Source organism: Paractinoplanes abujensis (genome assembly GCF_014204895.1).
Lineage (GTDB): Bacteria > Actinomycetota > Actinomycetes > Mycobacteriales > Micromonosporaceae > Actinoplanes > Actinoplanes abujensis.
This window is the reverse complement of the sequence record NZ_JACHMF010000001.1, coordinates 1-17951: the sequence shown is the minus strand read 5'-3', so window position 1 is coordinate 17951 and position 17951 is coordinate 1. Positions and strand designations below refer to the sequence as shown.

General features: G+C 73.9%; 14 protein-coding genes and 1 pseudogene. 1 reads left to right on the top strand and 14 read right to left on the bottom strand.

Annotated features, from left to right (window positions below; translation table 11 throughout):
- Positions 1-84: 84 nt before the first annotated feature.
- The 11 genes and pseudogenes from BKA14_RS00075 to BKA14_RS00025 all read right to left on the bottom strand — a co-directional run.
- Complete coding sequence (locus BKA14_RS00075; RefSeq protein ID WP_239093719.1) at positions 85-2265, bottom strand: hypothetical protein; 2181 nt, start codon at positions 2263-2265, stop codon at positions 85-87.
- Positions 2262-3365 carry a glycosyltransferase family 4 protein gene (locus BKA14_RS00070; RefSeq protein WP_184948914.1) on the bottom strand — a complete coding sequence of 368 codons (1104 nt, stop codon included), beginning with the start codon at positions 3363-3365 and terminating at the stop codon, positions 2262-2264. The genes BKA14_RS00075 and BKA14_RS00070 overlap by 4 nt, the downstream gene beginning before the upstream one ends.
- Positions 3366-3376: 11 nt before the next feature.
- Positions 3377-4951, bottom strand: coding sequence for a murein biosynthesis integral membrane protein MurJ (murJ, locus tag BKA14_RS00065; protein ID WP_184948913.1), 1575 nt, complete (start codon positions 4949-4951; stop codon positions 3377-3379).
- Between the two features lie 46 nt (positions 4952-4997).
- Positions 4998-5828 (bottom strand): hypothetical protein, encoded by an 831-nt coding sequence (locus tag BKA14_RS00060; RefSeq protein WP_184948912.1) that lies wholly within the window; start codon positions 5826-5828, stop codon positions 4998-5000.
- A gap of 25 nt (positions 5829-5853) precedes the next feature.
- Positions 5854-6807 (bottom strand): copper transporter, encoded by a 954-nt coding sequence (locus BKA14_RS00055; RefSeq protein ID WP_184948911.1) that lies wholly within the window; start codon positions 6805-6807, stop codon positions 5854-5856.
- 16 nt (positions 6808-6823) lie between these two features.
- Positions 6824-8002 carry a putative cytokinetic ring protein SteA gene (gene steA, locus BKA14_RS00050; protein WP_184948910.1) on the bottom strand — a complete coding sequence of 393 codons (1179 nt, stop codon included), beginning with the start codon at positions 8000-8002 and terminating at the stop codon, positions 6824-6826.
- Between the two features lie 121 nt (positions 8003-8123).
- Positions 8124-9854: a DNA repair protein RecN gene (gene recN / locus BKA14_RS00045; protein ID WP_184948909.1), complete on the bottom strand. Its 1731-nt coding sequence runs from the start codon at positions 9852-9854 to the stop codon at positions 8124-8126.
- A gap of 53 nt (positions 9855-9907) precedes the next feature.
- Positions 9908-10801: an NAD kinase gene (locus BKA14_RS00040; RefSeq protein WP_184948908.1), complete on the bottom strand. Its 894-nt coding sequence runs from the start codon at positions 10799-10801 to the stop codon at positions 9908-9910.
- A complete protein-coding gene (locus tag BKA14_RS00035; RefSeq protein WP_184948907.1) occupies positions 10798-11658 on the bottom strand; it encodes a TlyA family RNA methyltransferase in 861 nt (286 codons plus the stop codon). Before BKA14_RS00035 ends, BKA14_RS00040 begins: the two co-directional genes overlap by 4 nt.
- Positions 11659-11665: 7 nt before the next feature.
- Positions 11666-11968 carry a hypothetical protein gene (locus tag BKA14_RS00030; RefSeq protein ID WP_184948906.1) on the bottom strand — a complete coding sequence of 101 codons (303 nt, stop codon included), beginning with the start codon at positions 11966-11968 and terminating at the stop codon, positions 11666-11668.
- Between the two features lie 139 nt (positions 11969-12107).
- A pseudogene (locus BKA14_RS00025) lies at positions 12108-12890 on the bottom strand (phasin family protein); the annotation flags it as partial.
- 107 nt (positions 12891-12997) lie between these two features.
- Here BKA14_RS00025 and BKA14_RS00020 point away from each other — a divergent pair.
- Entirely contained in the window at positions 12998-13333 is a 336-nt protein-coding gene (locus BKA14_RS00020) for an alkyl sulfatase C-terminal domain-containing protein (protein WP_184948905.1), read from the top strand.
- Here the strand turns inward: BKA14_RS00020 and BKA14_RS00015 are convergent.
- The 3 genes from BKA14_RS00015 to BKA14_RS00005 all read right to left on the bottom strand — a co-directional run bounded on the left by BKA14_RS00015 (position 13287) and on the right by BKA14_RS00005 (position 16124).
- Complete coding sequence (locus tag BKA14_RS00015) at positions 13287-13943, bottom strand: flavin reductase family protein (RefSeq protein WP_184948904.1); 657 nt, start codon at positions 13941-13943, stop codon at positions 13287-13289. The genes BKA14_RS00020 and BKA14_RS00015 overlap by 47 nt on opposite strands.
- Positions 13944-14127: 184 nt before the next feature.
- Positions 14128-15135, bottom strand: a complete 1008-nt coding sequence (locus tag BKA14_RS00010; RefSeq protein ID WP_184948903.1) for an HAD-IIA family hydrolase — start codon at positions 15133-15135, stop codon at positions 14128-14130.
- Positions 15132-16124, bottom strand: a complete 993-nt coding sequence (locus BKA14_RS00005; protein WP_221477446.1) for a Replicase polyprotein 1ab — start codon at positions 16122-16124, stop codon at positions 15132-15134. Before BKA14_RS00005 ends, BKA14_RS00010 begins: the two co-directional genes overlap by 4 nt.
- Between the last annotated feature and the right edge of the window lie 1827 nt (positions 16125-17951).

Genomic DNA, 17951 nt, shown 5'->3' with positions numbered 1-17951 from the left:
CCGGGTCCATAAGAGCCCCATCCACGGGAGTCCACCGTAACACCTGCCGCCACCGGAGCACGGAGGGGCTGGTGGCGACGCGCGTCAGCGGGAAGCCAAAGAGGGATCTTCACGCATCAAAGGCCCACCGGGGCCGTCCGTCTCGCCCTCGGGCCGGGTGCGGTCGGCCGCGTGCAGCAGCACCCGCAGCGCGGTCAGCACGGCGGTCGGCACGGCGGTGGCGGCGGCCGCCCCGGCCACGGTCAGGGCCGACCCGTTGAGCACGCCCGCGAGCAACGTCACCACGGTCACCCCGGCCCCCGCCGCCCGCAGCGCCGGGTGCAGGCCGAACAGCCGGTTGAGCCCGCCCCACGGCGAGAACTGGCAGAACGCCAGCATCAGCACCCCGGCCACGGCCAGGATCGTCAGCGGGCTGTCCAGCAGGGCCTGCCCGTTGGCGGCCGCGTTGCGCGACATGGCGGGGCCGGCGGTGCCGTTGAGCAGCTCGGTCAGCACCCGGCCCAGGATGCTCTGGTCGGAGGCCGGGCGGCGCACGTCGACCAGCGCGAAGGCGATGGTGACGCCCAGCCCGGAGAGCGCGGCCCAGGCGAAGCGGGGGAAGGTCAACCAGCCGCCGGTGGTGATGGCCGCGGCCACGCAGACCCCTGCGGTCAGGGCGATCGCGCCGACCGGGTCGGCCCCCAGGTAAGGGCTGCCCACCATCACCACGCCGAGGCCGCCGAGCAGCACCACCAGGACGGGACGCCAGCGCTTGTCGATCCACTTGACCGACGCGCCGGCCAGCACGAGCAGCCCGGCCACGAAGACCCCGAGACCGACCCCGCCCACCCCGGCGTAGCGCCCGCCGTGCACCGCCGAATAGCCGGCCACTCCGTTGAGCTGCAGCTGGGCGCCGGTGAGGAGGTCGAAGCCGACCACGACGGTGGCGATCAGCGCGGTTGCGCCCAGCGGCCAGAGCCGGTGCGGCCAGCGCGGGGAGAACCGGATGACCGCGGTGCCGATGGCGATGAACAGCGCCGTGACGGTGCCGAAGACCCAGGCCGGGTGGGTGTTGCGCCACCACGGGGTGGCGTCGGCGATCAGCGCGGCCGGGATGGCCAGCGCGGCGGCGATCAGTGCGAGTTCGAGCACGGCCACCACGCGTTTGGGCGGCAGGGCCGGTCCGCGCGGGCCGGCGTGCCTGCGCGCGCGCACCAGCACCGGGATGGCCAGCAGGAACAGCAAGATCTGGAGGCCGGCCAGGACCCGGAAGAAGATTTCCGCCACCGCGTTCTGGGCGATCGAGCGCTGGTCGGCGTTGTGCCCGCCCAGCATCGCGTCGGTGACGTCGGTCGGGCGGCCCTCGGCCACGGTGATGCTGCGACCGGCGAACAGCTTCTCCGGCGAGGGCTTGCCCAGCGCGGTCAGCACGGTCGGGGCGAGGTCGATCAGCTGCAGGTAGCCTTCGCGGCCGGTGCCGGCCGAGGTCAGCCAGCCGCCGTTCCAGCCTTCGCCCTCGGCGATCGCCACGTGCAGCCGGTTGGAGCGTTCGGTGTCGGAGACGCCGGCCACGATCAGCAGCGAGCGCAGCGGCCGGGCGGCCAGCACCCGGGCCAGCGTGGCGTCGGCCGTCCGCACCTGCTGGCGGCGCTGCTCGCCGGTGCCCGTGATCGTGCCCAGGTCGACCACGCTCAGGTTGCACTCCGACAGCAGCCCGCGGCCGTCGGCCGGGAACTCGGGCTGGTATTTGTCGACGCGGCCGAACGGGCGGGCGGCCGCCATCGCCGCGCCCTGCCCGAAGGCGTACGTGCAGCGCACCGATTCGGCCAGGGCGCCGGGCACCGCCCCGTACGGGAGCCGGTCCTGGTTGTTCTGCACGACCGAGCGCTGCTCGGTGAGGCTGGCCCCGATGTCGTCGGGCCGGGTGAGGGCCGGTTGGACGGGCTCGCAGACGCTGCCCGTGGTGTGCCGGGGCCAGGCCGCGTAGTTGCCCGCGCCGAGCGTCAGCCAGCCGTCGGAGGGGCAGGTCACCCGCATCGCCGAGCGCACCGACAGCCAGCCGATCGAGCCTTTCGTCGCTTCCTGCCACAGGGTGGGGGTGCGTTGCGGGTCGAGGTCGTCCCAGCGCAGCCCGGCCGACCCGGCCAGGATCACGTAGTCGGCGCTGCCCGGGTTGGTTTCGGCGTCGGGCCGGATCGCCAGCCCGGCCAGCCCGGCCGCTGCGATCAGGGCCACCGCCAGATAGGGCAGCCACCGCGCGGGCCGGCGCAACCGATCGAGGATCAAGAGCTTGTCACTTCCCCGTACGCCGCCAGCACGTCGGCCACCGTGTCGGCCTCACCGGGCCAGGTCGCGGCCTGTTCGGGCCCGCGGGCGGCGTAGTCGGCGCGCAGGCCGGGGTCGGTGAGCATCGCCCGTACGGCATTGTCGAGCGCGTCCACGTCGCCGGGCGGGATCAGCATGGCCGCGTCGCCGACCAGGCCGGGCAGCCCGCCCACGGCCGTGCTGATCAGCGGCGTGCCCGACTCCAGGGCCTCCTGGGCGAACAGCTGCCGGGCCTCCCAGTCGCTGGTGATCACGGCCAGGTCGGCCCCGAGCAGCAGGTCGGACACGTCGGTGCGGTGGCCCAGCAGGTGGAACGGCGCGCGTTTCTGCGAGGCCAGCTGGGCCAGGGACATGTAGCTGGGGCCGGAGCCGGCCACCACGACCACCGGCGCCGGGTCGAGGTCACGCCACCGGGCGGACGCCTCGACGAGCAGGTCGTAGCGCTTCTGCGGGTGCAGCCGGCCGACGGAGAGGATCAGCGGGGTGCGCGGCGGCAGGCGGAACTCGGCCCGTACGGCCGTCCGGGTGCGCTTGGGCACCGGCAGGGTGGGCGCGGCGACCGCCCCGAGCCGGGCGTGGCGGGCGCCCAGCTCGGTGGCCCGGTCCACGAGGTCCTGCGAGGCGCCCAGGGTGAGGGTGGCGCTGCGGGCCACGACCCGCTCGACCAGCCCGGCGAGCTGCCCGCGCAGGCCGTTGCGGGACAGCACGGCGTTGTGCCAGGTGACCACCAGCGGCGCCCCGGAGCGGGCGAGCTGGGCCACGAAACCGGCCCGGAAGCCGTGGGCGTGCACCACGTCGGGGCGGCGGGCGCCCAGGGCGCCGCGCAGCTGCCGGACGGCCCCGGCGTCCTGCGCGCCGGGCGTGGCGGGAATCTCGACGGCGACGAAGGTGGCGCCGGCCGCGGTGAAGCCGAACAGCTCGCCGGTGGCCGCCGGGCCGCACACCATGACGTCGCAGCCCGCCGCGACCAGCCCCCGGGCCAGGGACGCGACGTGCTGGCCGACCCCACCGGTGCTGGAGGCCAGCACCAGAGCCACCGAACCACGCCAGTCGTCGCCCACGAAATCTCCTTCTAGGCCGGGCGGCGCCGCAGCCGGCGGGCCAGCGGCGCCAGGTCGTGCCGGGCCAGTGGGTAGACGACACCCACGAAGACCACCAGCACGGCGAGCCCACCCAATATGCCTTGCACGATGCTGCCGAGAACCTGGGGGGTCGGGCCGAACAGGGGGCCCAGCCCGGCCACCACACCCCACCCGGCCAGCGCGGCCAGACCCGCCGCGACCACCGTGACCAGCGTGATCCGGCCCAGACCGGCCAGCGCCGCCGGTCCGGCGTGCCGGCGCACGGCGAGCACCAGCAAGAGTCCGATGACCGACATGCCGATGCTGTTGGCCAGGCCGAGCCCGAACACCAGGCGCTCCTGACCCCACCCGGCCAGCATCAACGCGGAACCGGCGGCGACGATCCAGCCGACCGCCGTTGAGAAGGCAGCCGCGGCCGTCGCCCCGCGGGCGTAGAGCGCGCGGGACAGCAGGGCGAAAAGCGCGTACCCCAGCAGACCCGGTGCGAATCCGGCGATGCCGGACGAGGCGGGGAACGCATCGATCAGGTAGGCGGCCGGACCGGCCACGGCGATCAGCGCGGCCGCCCCGAGACCCGACAGCAGCATCACCGACCGGGCGGAAGCCGACAGAGCCTGCCCGTAGACCTGCTCGTCACCTGCGGAGGCCGCGGCCGACAACGTCGGGTACACCGCGGTGGCCAGCGGGACAGCCAGCACCGCCCATGGGAGCAAGAAGACCGTCTGGGCCGCGTTGTAGCGGGTCAGATCGCCGTCGGCCCCGGCCGCCAGCGCGATAGCGGTGACCGTCATCAGCTGCTGGGAGCCGACGGTGACCGCGCCGGCCCAGCCCAGCCGCACGGCGCGGCGCCCCTCGTCGCCGGGGAACCGCAGGGCCGGGCGCAGCCGCAGGCGCAGTCTGCGCAGCGGGACGACCAGGCAGAGGGCGAGAACCACGACCCCGCAGGTGGTGCCGACCGACAGGAACAGCTCGCCGGTGCGGGTCAGGCCCGCGACCCCGGTCCCGGCCCCGTCGGCCGCGGCGTAGGACAGGTACGCGCCCATCACGGTCACGCTGGACAACAGGGGGGCGATGACCGGCCAAGCGAAGCGGTGGTGGGCCTGCAGCACACCGGTGAGCACGATGCCCACGCCGTACAGGGGAAGCTGGGGGGCGAAGACGCGCAGCATGCTCGCCGCGGTCTCCTGCTGCTCGACCGGCACCCGGGGCAGCAGACCGGCAATCGGGCCGGCCAGCAGCGCGACCAGCGCGGCCATCGGCACCAGCAGCACCAGCACCCAGGTGAGCAGGGCCGAGGAGACAGCGCTGACCCGCTCCCGGTCGCCGGCCGCCACCGCTCCAGCCAGCAGCGGCACCACGAGGCTGGCCAGAGCGCCCCCGGCGACCAGCTCGAAGACGATGTTGGGAATGGTGTTGGCGGCGTTGTAGATGTCGCCCAGGCCGTTGTCGCCGACCGTGTGCAGGAAGACGAAGGTGCGCCCGAACCCGGCGATGCGCGCCACCACCGTCAGGACGGTGATCAGCGCCGCGGCCCCGGCGATCTTGGCCGCGGGGGCCTTGGTCAAGCTGTGCTCCGGGTGACGGGCCCGGCCGATTCGGTGACCGCGGTGCTCACGCCGGGCCTCGGCGGCCCAGCTCGTCGACGCGGCGCAGCCACGGCGTGTCCTGGATGACCTTGGTGAAGCTGACCTTCTCGCTGGCCGCGGTGAGCGCGCCCAGCACGGTCAGCGCGGCCAGCCGCCCGGCCGGGCCGCTGCGGGCCACCAGCGCCACGCCGAGCAGCGCGCCGAGCGCGTTGGCCCCCGAGTCGCCCAGCATGATCTCTTCGCCCAGGTCGTCGGGGAGCAGGGCCGCCGCGGCGCCCAGCGTGCCCGCCGCGACCCCGCCGCGCCGGCCCAGGGCCAGCGGCGCGCCGACGATCGCGCCCGCCTTGAGGGCCCGCCCGGGGCGCAGGTCGAGCAGGTTGACCACGTTGGCCAGGCCGGCGATGACGCCCGCGCCGACCAGCACGTCGGCGGCCCGCCCGGCCCGGCCCGGCCGGTTGCTGCCGATCAGGGCGCCGGCGACCAGGCCGGCCGCACCCACCCCGGCGATCTTGACAAGACCGCTGGTGACGCGGCCCTCGCGCAGCGCTCCCAGATGCCCGGCGAAGCCCTTGGCCGCTTTCTGCTCGGGCCGGTTGCCGGCGATGTCGTCGTAGAGCCCGACCGCGCCCGCCACCGCCCCGGCGGTGACCGCGGCGGCGGCCAGCCGCCCGCTGCCCGCACCGAGCGCGGCGGCCGTGGACGCGCCCAGGGCCAGTGCCGGGCCACCGGCCAGGGTGACCGTGCGGCCGTGGAAGTTGGTGCGCTCGAGCGCGGCGGCGTGCTGGTCGCGACGGATCCAGCCCAGCGCGGCCCGGGCCACAGCCGCGCCGGCGGCCAGCGAGCGGAGGGTTGCCATGGGCGAGAAGTCTAGAGAACGACCGCTACGAGGCGGCCTTGGGCACCAGCGCCGAGGCCCCCGCGGCCAGGCCGTAGTGGCCGGTCTTGTCGTCGACCACCCGCTCGACGGTCGCCATGGCCGAGGCGACCTGGCCGTCGGTGGTGCTGGCGTTGTCCACGGTGGAGATCTTCTTGTTCAGCGTCGGGTCGCCGCGCACGGCCGAGATGAGGTTGCCCTCGCCCACGCCGACGCCGGCCACCACCAGCCGCCGCTCGTCGCTGAACTGCTCCGCCATGTTGACCAGCGACTGCGCCTTCTTGGCGGCGTCCTTGTCGACGGCCGGCGCGCCCGTGATGATCAGGGTGGCCTCGGCCCCGCCGACGGCGTTGTCCTCCACCGCGATGTAGCTCGCCTTGCTGTAGGCCGTGAGCACCGCCGTCACGTCCGCCGCCGAGGGCTGGGTGGCCGGGGCCGCGCCGGGGGCCGAGGGCCGTTGCAGCAGCGCCAGGGCGAGCTGCGCGCTGGCCGTCTCGACGCCGTTGCTGTTGACCGGCAGATCGGTCGTGCTGATCGTCGGCTGCGACGACTCGCTGGCCAGGTCGAGCAGTTCGAGCTCGACCGCCGGGTCGAAGAACTTGTCCTGCACGGTGACCTTGGCCGTGACCGTGACACCGGTGATCGACAGCATCTGGATCACCTTGTCGGCGTATTGATCCGTGCCGGGCAGCGCCAGCACGGCCAGCTTGCGCCCGGTCAGCTTGCCGTCGAGCACGAACGGGGCGATCTGGGTGGCGAACTCCTGGCTGCGGTTGATCTCCTCGCGATACTGGTTGATCTCGTCGCGCTTGTTCGACAGGTCCTTGTTGAGCGCGGTGATCTGGCTCTTGAGGTTGTCGGCCACCGGACCGTTGAGCGCGGCGGTGCCCACGACCAGGCCGATGGCCAGGGCCAGGAAGACCGCGGTGAGCGACACCACGTGGTACCGGAAGTTGATCACGACGAAAGCCCCGTAGTCAGAAAAGATGGCCGAGCTGGAAGACCAGATTGTCCCACCACTCGGAAACCACGGTCAGGTATGCCTTGCCGACCGTCGACACGGCCACCGCGGACGCCATCGCGGCCGTCGCCGAGAGCACCAGCAGCAGCAGGGCCGAACCGGAGATGTTCTGCTTGTAGAGCCGGCTCACCCCCTTGGCGTCGACCAGTTTGCCGCCCACTTTGAGCCGGGTCAGGAACGTCGACGCCATGCCGCCGCGGCCCTTGTCGAGGAACTCGACCAGGTTGGCGTGCGTGCCCACGGCCACGATCAGGGTGGCGCCCTTGTCGTCGGCCAGCAGCATCGCCAGGTCTTCGCTGGTGGCCGCGGCCGGGAAGGTCAGCGCGGCCACGTCGAGCTTGTGCACCCGCTCGAGCCCGGGGGCGCGGCCGTCCGGATAGGCGTGCACGACGACCTCGGCCCCGCAGCGCAGCACGTCATCGGTGACCGAGTCCATGTCGCCGATGATCATGTCGGGGGTGTAGCCCGACTCGACCAGCGCGTCGGCACCGCCGTCCACACCGATCAGCACCGGCTTGTATTCGTGGATGTAGGGCCGCAGGACGTCGAGGTCGTCCTTGTAGTCGTAGCCGCGCACCACGATCAGCACGTGCCGGCCGGCGATCTGGGTGCGCACGTCGGGCACGCCGACCCCGTCGAGCAGCAGCTCCCGCTCCTGCTTGAGGTAGTCCATGGTGTTCGCGGCGAACGCCTCGAGCTGCACCGACAGGCCCTCGCGGGCGTCGGCCATCGACCGGGCCACGGTCTCGGAGTCCTGCCGGACGCCGGTGGCCACGGGTTCGCCGTCGAGCAGCACGGTGTCTCCCTCGAGGACCACCTGGTCACCCTCGCTGAGCCGCGCGAAGACCTCCTCGCCGAGGTCGTCGATCAGCACGATGCCGTTCTTGATCAGCACCTCGGGGCCGAGGTTGGGATAGCGGCCCGAGATCGACGGCTTCGCGTTGAGCACCGCGGCCACGCCCACGGCGACCAGCGCGTCGGCGGCCACCCGGTCGATGTCGACGTGGTCGATCACGGCGATCTCGCCGGGGCGCAGCCGGCCGGTCAGACGCTTGGTCCGGCGGTCGAGGCGCGCGGTGCCGGCGAGGGCATCGGGATCGGTGCTCCGCGTGCGGCGCAAGGTGGGAAGTCGCATCACGGCCATCCTGACATGCCGAATCACGCGCCTGGCACGCGACATGCGCGATCTCACCCACTAAAGGGGCATTTGCCCCGCTCGTCCCTGTCAGTCATGGTGCCATGACCGAACTCCCTGTTCAGGCCCTTTTCTCGCGCCCCGCGACGGCCAGCAACTCCTCGGCGTGCGCGATGCCCAGATCGGAATCGGGCAATCCGGCGAGCATGCGCGACAGCTCCCGCGCCCGCTCGGTCTCCTCCACGACGCGCACCCCGCTGGTGGTGATCGCGCCGCCGGTGTCCTTGGCCACCACCAGGTGCCGGTCGGCGAACGCGGCCACCTGCGGCAAGTGGGTCACCACCAGCACCTGATGGGTGCGGGCGAGCCGGGCCAGCCGCTTGCCGATCTCGACCGCCGCCGTGCCGCCGACACCCGAGTCGACCTCGTCGAAGACCAGCGTCTCGGGGCCACCGGCGCCGGCGAAGACCACCTCGATGGCCAGCATCACCCGGGACAGCTCACCGCCGGACGCGCCCTTCTGCAGCGGCAGCGACGGCGCGCCGGGGTGGGCCACGAGCCGCAGCTCGACCTCGTCGGCGCCGTCGGGGCCCATCGCCGGCTCGTCCTTGCCGGCCGCGCGCGGCACCACGGCCACCTCGACGCGGGCGTGCGGCATGGCCAGACCGGCCAGCTCGACGCTGACGGCCTCGCTGAACCGGACCGCGGCCTCGCTGCGCGCCGCGGTGAGCCGGCCCGCCATCTCGGTCACCTGAGCCTCGAGCCGCTGCCGTTCCTTGTCGAGCTCGTCCAGCAGCTCGTCGGAGGAGTCGAGCGCGGCCAGCTTGGTGCGCGCCTCCTCGGCCCAGGCGATGACGCCCTCGACGTCGTCGGCGTACTTCCGGGTGAGCGCGCGCAGCTCGGCGCGGCGCTCGTAGATCTGCTCCAGGCGGGCCGGGTCGGCGTCGAGGCTGCCCAGATAGGCCGACAGCTCGGACGAGACGTCGCCGACCAGGGTGGCCGCCTCCTCGATGCGGGCTGCCAGCTCGCCCAGCGCCGGGTCGACCTGGGCCTGGGCCTCCAGGGTGCGCCGGGCCGTGCCCAGCAGCTGGGTGGCGTCGGGCGTCTCCTCGGTGACCTCGACCCCGCCCGCCAGCGCCTGGGCGGCCAGCGCGGCGGCGACCCGCAGCCCCTCGGCGTGCTCGAGACGCTGCACCTCGGCCCGCAGGTCGTCGTCCTCCCCCGGCTGGGGGTCGACCCGGCTGATCTCGTCGAGGCCGAGTTTGAGCAGATCGGCCTCCTGCGAGCGGGCCCGCGCGTTGCGGCGACGGTCGGCCAGGTCGTCGGCCACGGCCCGCCAGCGCGTGAACGCCTCGCGATAGGTCTCCAGCAGCTTTTCGTGCTCGGGACCGGCGAACCGGTCGAGCGCGGCCCGCTGCTCGGACGGGCGCAGCAGGCGCAGCTGGTCGGACTGGCCGTGCACCGCCAGCACCCGCTCGCCGAGGTCGGTCAGCATCGCGACCGGCATGCTGCGGCCGCCCACGTGCGCCCGGGAGCGGCCCTCGATCGTGACCGTGCGGCTCAGCAGCACCGTGCCGTCGTCGTCGACCTCGCCGCCGGCCTCGGAGACACGCGTCGCCACCTCGCCGGCCAGCTTGCCGCCGAGCCGCAGCCGGCCCTCGACCACCGCGCGGCCCGGGTCGGCGCGCACCCGCCCGGCGTCGGCCCGGCCGCCGAACAGCAGGCCCAGACCGGTCACCACCATGGTCTTTCCGGCACCGGTCTCACCGGTGATGACGTTCATGCCCGCCGTCAGCCGCAGCGTCGTGTCGTCGATGACGCCGAGCCCGGTGATGCGCAGTTCCTCCAGCACAGGGCAGACAGTATCGGTGCCCCCCGACATTTGCCCACCGCGGGTTCCACCGGCTAACGCTTGCTGCCGCGCCATCCTTCGACCGGGAGGGCGAACTTGGCCACGAGCACGTCGGTGAATGGCCGCGGTTGCAGGCGAACCAGCCGCACCGGGAGCTGGCCGCGCTCGACGGTGACCTTCGCGCCCGGCGGCAGATCCCAGGTGCGGCGTCCGTCACAGCAGAGCACCGCGAAAGAGGTGTAGGGGTCGACGGTCAGCGCGAACGTCGACGTCGGCGCGGTCACCAGCGGCTTGCTGAACAGCGCGTGCGCGCTGATCGGCACCAGCAGCAGAGCCTCGACCTCGGGCCACACCACCGGGCCGCCACCCGAGAACGCGTACGCCGTGGAACCGGTCGGGGTCGCGCACACGACACCGTCGCAGCCGTAGCGGGCGAGCGGGCGCCCGTCCACGTCGACCAGCAGCTCGAGCATCTGGGTGCGCTGGCCCTTCTCGACGCTGACCTCGTTGAGCGCCCACGACTCGGCGATCACCCGGCCGCCGTACTCGGCCCGCACGTCGAGCGTCAGCCGCTCGTCCACCTTGTACGCCCCGTCGACCACGTCCTTGACGGCCTCGGCGAGGTGGTCGATCTCGGCCTCGGCCAGGAAGCCGACCTTGCCCAGGTTGATGCCCAGCAGCGGCGCCTTGACCGGGCGGGCCAGCTCGGCGGCGCGCAGGAACGTGCCGTCACCGCCCATCGCCAGCACGATCTCGACACCCTCGGCCGCCGCCGGCGACGGGCCCTCCACCGTGGTCACCTCGGGCGGCAGATCGAGATCGGCCACCTCCTCGGCGATGACCCGCACCTCGAACCCGGCCGCCAGCAGGTCCTGCGCCACCGAGCGGGCGTGCTGGGTGCTCTGCCGCCGGCCGGTGTGCGTGACCAGCAGGGCCGAGCGCGTCATGTGTCCTCCAAGGGGGCTGCCGTCTGCTCCGGCCCGGCCGAAGCTACCTTGACCGCGGGCCCGGCGGCGACAACTTCTTCGATCTCCGCACGATCAGCGGCGGGCGCGTCCCGGCGGAACCAGACGAAGAACTCGACGTTGCCGCTCGGTCCGGGTAGTGGGCTGGCGGCCACCCCGGCCACGCCCAGTCCCAGCTCGGAGGCTGCGGCGGCGACGTCGAGCACGGCTTCGGCCCGCAACTGCCAATCCCGTACGACCCCGCCCGCGCCCACCCGCTCCTTGCCCACCTCGAACTGCGGCTTGACCATCAGCGCGAGGTCACCGGTGGCATCGGTGCAGGCCGCGAGCGCGGGCAGCACGAGCCGCAACGAGATGAACGAGAGATCCGCCACAGTCAGGTCGACGAGGCCGCCGATCGACTCCGGCGTGATCGCCCGGACGTTGGTGCGCTCGAACACGACGACCCGCTCGTTCGTGCGGATCGGCCAGGCCAGCTGCCCGTAGCCGACGTCGACCGCGACCACCTGCCGGGCCCCGGCGCGCAGCAGCACGTCGGTGAAGCCCCCGGTGGAGGCGCCGGCGTCGAGGCAGCGGCGACCGGTCACGGCCAGGCCCCGCGGCCCGAACGCGGCCAGCGCGCCGGCCAGCTTGTGGCCGCCGCGCGAGACGTACTCGGTTGCCGGGTCCTCGCCGGTGACCACGACCGGGTCGGCCGGGTCGATCATCGCGGCCACCTTGCGGGCCACCGTGCCGCGCACCTGCACACGACCGGCCTCGACCAGCGTGGCGGCCTGCTCGCGGGAGCGGGCCAGCTTGCGGCGCACCAGCTCGGCGTCGAGACGGGCACGACGGGCCATCAGCGCCTCACCGGTCGATGCCGGCCAGGGTCTCCTGGAGAACCTGGTGCGCCGCCTCGTACTCGGCGATCTGCTCGGCCGGGGCCAGACGGGCGGCGTTCGCGAGTGAGCGCAACACCTCGTCGACCGCCGGATGGCCGGTCTGTTCGACGAACCGGCCGGTGGCCTCGTCGACCGCTGGGGGCAGGCTGACCGGGCCCGCGCCGGGTGCGCCCTGCGGGTGCGCCGGCGGATGCGTCGGCGGGCGCGGCACCGGCGGCGGCCCCGGACGGAAACCACCCGGCTGCGGTCCGGGTTTGGGGAAGGTCATCGGCTCAGGCCTCCCCGGTCGGCGGCAGTTCGGTGGCCGCCGCGGCCTCGCGCACACCGGCCGTGGGTGCGTCGGCGGTGCCCGCCGGCGCGGGCGGCGTCGTCTTGGCCACGGCCTTCTTCGCCGCCGCCTTCTTCCGGGCCGGGCGGGCGCCCAGCGCCTCGGCCCGCTGCGTGGCCGGGGCCGGCTTCGCGGTGGCCTTCACGTCGGCCGGGATCACCTCGTCGGGCGGCGGCACGGCCTTGGCCGGCGCCTTCTTGGCCACGGCCTTCTTCGCCACAGCCTTCTTCGCCGGCGCAGGCGTGACAGCCCCGGTCGTCTTCGCAGGCGGCGGCGTGACGGCCGCGGCCTTCTTCGCCGGTGAGGGCGTGACGGCCGCGGCCTTCTTCGCCGGTGAGGGCGTGACAGCCGCAGCCTTCTTCGCCGGCGAGGGCTCCGAGGCGGGCGCCGTGTTGGCCGGCGGCGTGGCCGGGGTGGTGCCCGCCGACGGCATCTTGTTGGGCGCGGCCTTCTTGGCCACCTTCTTCACCGCCTTGCGCGGCAGCGGAGCCGGCTCGTCGATCCGCGTGCCGCCGACACCCTCGCTGAGCGTCCCGGTCGCCGGGCCGCCCTGCGCGCGCGACTCGGCCTCCCGCAGCTGCCGTTCCAGATCCCGTACGCGGGTGGTCAGCTCGGTGACCTCCTCGGCCGTGGCCAGGCCGACCACACCGAGCGCCTTGTCCACCTCGTAGCGCACGATGTTCGTGAGCGCCTCGCGGTTGGCCATGCCGGCCGACAGCAGATCGTCGACCAGTCCCTGCAGCTGCGCGGCCGTGGCCCCGCCCCGGTTCACCAGTTCGCCCGCCACTTTCTGGGCGCGCTTACGCGGTGCTTCGGTCAGTCCGAGCGCCATCTCCAGATACGCCCGCCATGCGTCCGGCATGTTCCGCTCCTCTCGCGGCTCGTCGGGTGCCACGCTACCGGGCGGTTGACAGGAGTTCGTGAGGTACGGTGCGGTACGCCGACCGCATGTCGCGAAGAAGGAGTCCGATGGCCACCGTGGACGAGTGCCGGCAGGCGCTGCACGACCTTGCCGCACGCCTCGAGAGGAATGCCGAGACGCGCGGCAAGCTCGACTTCGACCGCACGCTGGCGTGCCGCGTGCCTGACCTCGAGACGGCCTTCCACGGCCGGCTGGCCGACGGTCTGCTGACCGGCATCGCCGACGGCGACGACCCCAAAGCCAAGATCGCCCTGATCGCGAACAGTGACGACCTGATCGCCCTGGTCGCGGGCCGGCTCGACGTCACCCGCGCGGTGACCGCGGGTCAGGTGAAGATCAAGGCGAACCCGTTCGACCTGTTGAAACTGCGCAAGCTGCTCTGAGGGCAGGCATCTGCCAACCCTCCGCGAGCCGCGACGGGTGCAGGTTGATCCCGCCGCCGAAGAACTCGCAGAACTTCATCACGAGCGGATCCCAGCGCAGCGGGTCGATGTGGGCTGTGCCCGGCACGAGCAGGTCCTCCTCCACGTGCGTCCGCAAGATCTCGATCTCGTACGTGGTGGCGCCGCCCGCGGCCAGCCGGTGCGTGCCCGCGACCCGGCCCTCGAGCTGGATCGGGCACTCGGCCACCCGCGGCGGCGCGACCAGGTCGGACGCCTGCTCGGTGAGCCCGCCCAGCACGAACTTGTCGGCCACGAAACGGTAGCCCTGCGCCGCCTTGCCCGCCGGCACGTCCGGCCGCCCGGTGGTCATGGCGATCCGGTCGACCGCCCCCGCCAGCGCCGACGACGGCAGGTTGAGCACCACCTCGCGCTCGCGCAGCAGGTTGGCCGCCGTGCGGCTGCGGTCGCCCATGCCGAGGATCGCGGTCTGCCCGAGCCACCACGCGGACGACATCGGCGCCAGGTTGGCCGTCCCGTCCTCGTTGACGGTGCTGAGCAGCACCACGGGCGTGCCGAAGTAGAGAACTTTCAGACCGGGTACGACGTGCATCGTGCGCCTCTCGTCGGTGAGGCTTCATGCTCGCCCGCCCGCCGGGGCCGGTGCTGGCGTCTTTCGGACGTCGCGTTCAGGGCAGCTCGGCCCGCAGCTTGCCGCCTCGGGCAGGCTCAGCCCGGTGCGGATCTCGGCCGCCCGCTCCGCGACGGCCAGGGCGTGCACGGACTCGTACGGTCGCTTACAGTCCCCAGCCCGCGAGCACTTCACGGGCCGCGTCCGACGCCCCCGTGACACCGCTCGGCGGGACACCGTCCCAGGTGACCGCGCACAGCAGACGCAGCGCCACCACCGGGTCGCCCGAACCGTCCAGGGTGGCCGCGTCACCGTCGCGCGACACCCGCCAGCCCCCGCCCTCGCCCCCGGTCAGCGGCACGGCGGCGGTAGCGGCCGGGCCGAACAGCCCCGACAAGTCGGCCGCCACGAACGTGGGCCGCCGGGCCGGCTCGGCCGCCAGCAGGTCGGCCGGGGTGCTGACGCCAGTCAGCACCAGCAGGCTGTCCAGACCCGCGGTGACCGCGCCCTGGATGTCGGTGTCGAGCCGGTCGCCGACCACCAGCGGCCGCTCCGCCCCCGACAGCGCGGCCGCCGTGGTGAACAGGGCCGGCTCCGGCTTGCCGACCACCAGGTCGGGCTCCCGGTCGAGGGCGGTGCGCAGCACGGCGACCAGCGAACCGTTGCCGGGCAGCGGACCACGCGGGCTGGGCAGCGTGCGGTCGGTGTTGGTGGCCACCCACAAGGCACCGTCCCGTACGGCCAGCGATGCCTCGGCCAGGATGCGCCAGCCCACCTCGGGGCCGTAGCCCTGCACGACCGCCGCCGGGTTGTCGCCGGCCGACTCGACCAGCGTGAGGCCGGCCTCGGTGAGCTCGGCCCGCAGCGCGTCCGCGCCCACCACCAGCACCGGCGCGCCGGCCGGCAGCCGCTCGGCGAGCACGGTGGCAGTGGCGCCGGCCGAGGTGAGCACCTCGGCCGGCCGGGCCGGCACACCCATGCCGGTGAGCAGGCCCGCGACGTCCGCGGAACGCCGCGACGCATTGTTGGTCGCGTACGCCACCGCGGTGCCGCGGCCGTGCAGCTGCTCGATCGCCTCGGGCGCGCCCCCGATCGGCTTGTCGATCAGGTAGACGACCCCGTCGAGGTCGAAGACGACCAGGTCGTAGCCGCCCGCCAGATCGCCGGCGCTCACGCCTCGGTGTTCTTCCGGTCGTCCTTGGGCTCGCTGACGAACTCGTCGCCCGCGGCCTTCTCGTCCGCGTCCGGCGTGGCCTTCTCCTCCGGGCCCGACTGGGACAGCTCGGCCGTGTCGGCCCGGGCCGGCTCGTCCGCCTCGGCCCGCGCGGCCCGCTCGTCCTCGAGTTCCTCGGCGTCGGCCTCGAGTTCCTCCGCCACGTCCTCGACCGCCACCGGGTCGGTGTCGGCGTCGGTGTCCGCCGCGGCTACCGGCTCGTCGTCCTCGTCCTCGTCCTCGTAGGCCGCCCGCGGCTCGTCGTCGCCGTCGAACTCGCGCTCCTCCTCGTCCGAGGTCGTGCCGGTGCGCGCATCGCCGCCGGAGGGCTCCTCGTCCTCGTCGGCGATGGTCACGCCGTCCAGCTCGAGCAGGCGCTCGGCCGCGTCGGTGAGACCGTCCTCGTCGGCCGCGGCGGCCCGGGTGAACCACTCCCGCGCCTCGTCGCGCCGGCCCGCGGCGAGCAAGGCATCCGCGTACGCGTACCGCAGCCGTGCCGCCCACTCGGCGTCCTCGTCGGCCGTCAGCTCACGGACCTGCAGCATCGCCACGGCCGCGTCGTGCTGGCCGAGGTCACCGCGGGCGCCGGCCGCCACGATCAACAGCTCGATCGCGCCGCTCTTGTCCATCTTGTCGACGTCGGCCCCGCGGAACAGGTCGATGGCCCGCTCCGGACGGCCCAGCGCGCGCTCGCAGTCGGCCAGCTCGGCCAGGTGCGTCTGCCGCCCGGTCATCCGGTGGTAGGTGCGCAGCTCGGCGATCGCGGTCGTCCAGTCCCCCGCGGCGTACGCCGCCAGACCCACGGCTTCCCGTACGACGGCGATGCGCGACGCGAGCCGCCGGGCCGCGATGGCGTGCTGCAACGCGAGCTCGGAATCCTCGTCGATCACCTGACCGGCCGCCACGAGGTGCCGGGCGACCTTGTCGGCGACGTCCCGGGCCAGCGTCAGCAGCTCGGAACGCACCTCCTTGTCGAGGTCGGCCGCCTCGATCTCCTCGGGGATCTCGGGTGCGTGGAAGGTCTGCGCGTCGGCGTCCCGGTCGTCGCGGGCGGGGTGCCGGTCGTCCCGGTCGTCCCGTACGCGCGGGCGGTCGTCGCGGTCACGGAAGCCGCCGTCGCGTGGGCCCCGGTCGTCCCGGTTGCGGAAGCCGCCCTCGGCGGGACCTCGGTCGTCACGGTCACGGAAGCCGCCCTGACGGGGGCCGCGATCCTGGTAGCCGCCGCGGTCGCGGTCGCCGCGGAAGCCGCCCCGGTCGCCCTGCGGACGGTCACCCTGCGGACGGTCACGGAACGGACGGTCGCCCTGCGGACGGTCGCGGAAGCCGCTGCCACCCCGGTTACCCGGACGGTCGCCGCCCTGGGGACGGTCACCGCCACGGAAGCCGCCCCGGTCGCCGCCGCGATCCTGGTAGCCACCACGATCCTGGTAGCCGCCGCGGTCACGGTCACCGCCACGGAAGCCGCCCCGGTCGCCCTGGTAGCTGCCGCGCGCGCCGCCGGCCTCACGGTCCCGGTCGCCCCGGTAGCCGCCCTGCGGACGGTCGCCGCGGAAGCCGCCACGGTCGTCCCGGTTCTGGCCCCGGTCCTGATAGCCACCACGGTCCTGATAACCACCACGGTCCGGGTAGCCGCCGCGCTCCCGGAAACCGCCCTGCTGACGGTCGCCACGGTCCTGGAAGCCGCCGCGGTCACGGTCGCCACCCCGGAAGCCACCCCGGTCGTCGCGGCCCTGATAACCGCCACGGTCACGGTCGCCACCACGGAAGCCGCCCTGCGGGCGGTCGCCACGGCTCTGGAACCCACCACGGTCACGGTCCCCACCACGGAAACCGCCCCGGTCACCACCGCCCGAGTAGCCGCCTCGGTCACGGTCGCCGCCCCGGAAACCACCCCGGTCACCACCGCCGGAATAGCCACCACGGTCACGGTCGCTGGAGTAGCCACCCCGGTCGCGGTCACCGCCCCGGAAGCCGCCGCCCTGCGGACGGTCGCCACCACTGCGGAAGCCACCACCCTGCGGACGGTCGCCACCACTGCGGAAGCCACCACCCTGCGGACGGTCGCCGCCACGGTAGCCGCCTCGGTCGCGGTCACCGCCGCGGAACCCACCACGGTCGCCCCCACCGGAGTAGCCGCCACGGTCACGGTCGCCGCCGGTCACGCCACGGCGGTCGCCGCTCTGATATCCGCCCTGGTAACCACCACGGTCGCGGTCGCGGTCGCCGCCGCGGAACCCGCCCCGGTCGCCGCCCTGGGGCCGGTCGCTGCCGCCCCGGAAGCCGCCGCCCTGAGGACGGTCGCCACCGCGGTAGCCACCACGGTCGCCCCCGCGATCACGGTCGCCGCCCCGGAAACCACCCCGGTCGCCACCGCCGGAATAGCCACCGCGGTCACGGTCGCCACCGCGGAAACCACCACGGTCACCACCGGAGTAGCCGCCACGGTCACGGTCGCCCCCGCGGAAACCACCACGGTCACCGCCCGAGGAGCCGCCACGGTCGCGGTCACCGCCGCGGAAGCCGCCCCGGTCACCGCGGTCCCGGTCACCCCGGAAACCGCCACGGTCACCGTCGCGACCGCGGCCGCCTTGCCGCTCGTTGTCGCGGGGGCCGGAGCCGCCGTCGTCCTGGGGTCCAGTAGTCACGGATCAATCCTTCCGGTACGGCCGGCCCTCGGGTTGGCGGGCTTGCCTCAACGTTCAAAAGTACTCGGGGGCAGACATAGAAAAGCAGCCGAGGGCCGACCCCGTTGGGGGTGGCCCTCGGCTGTGACGTTA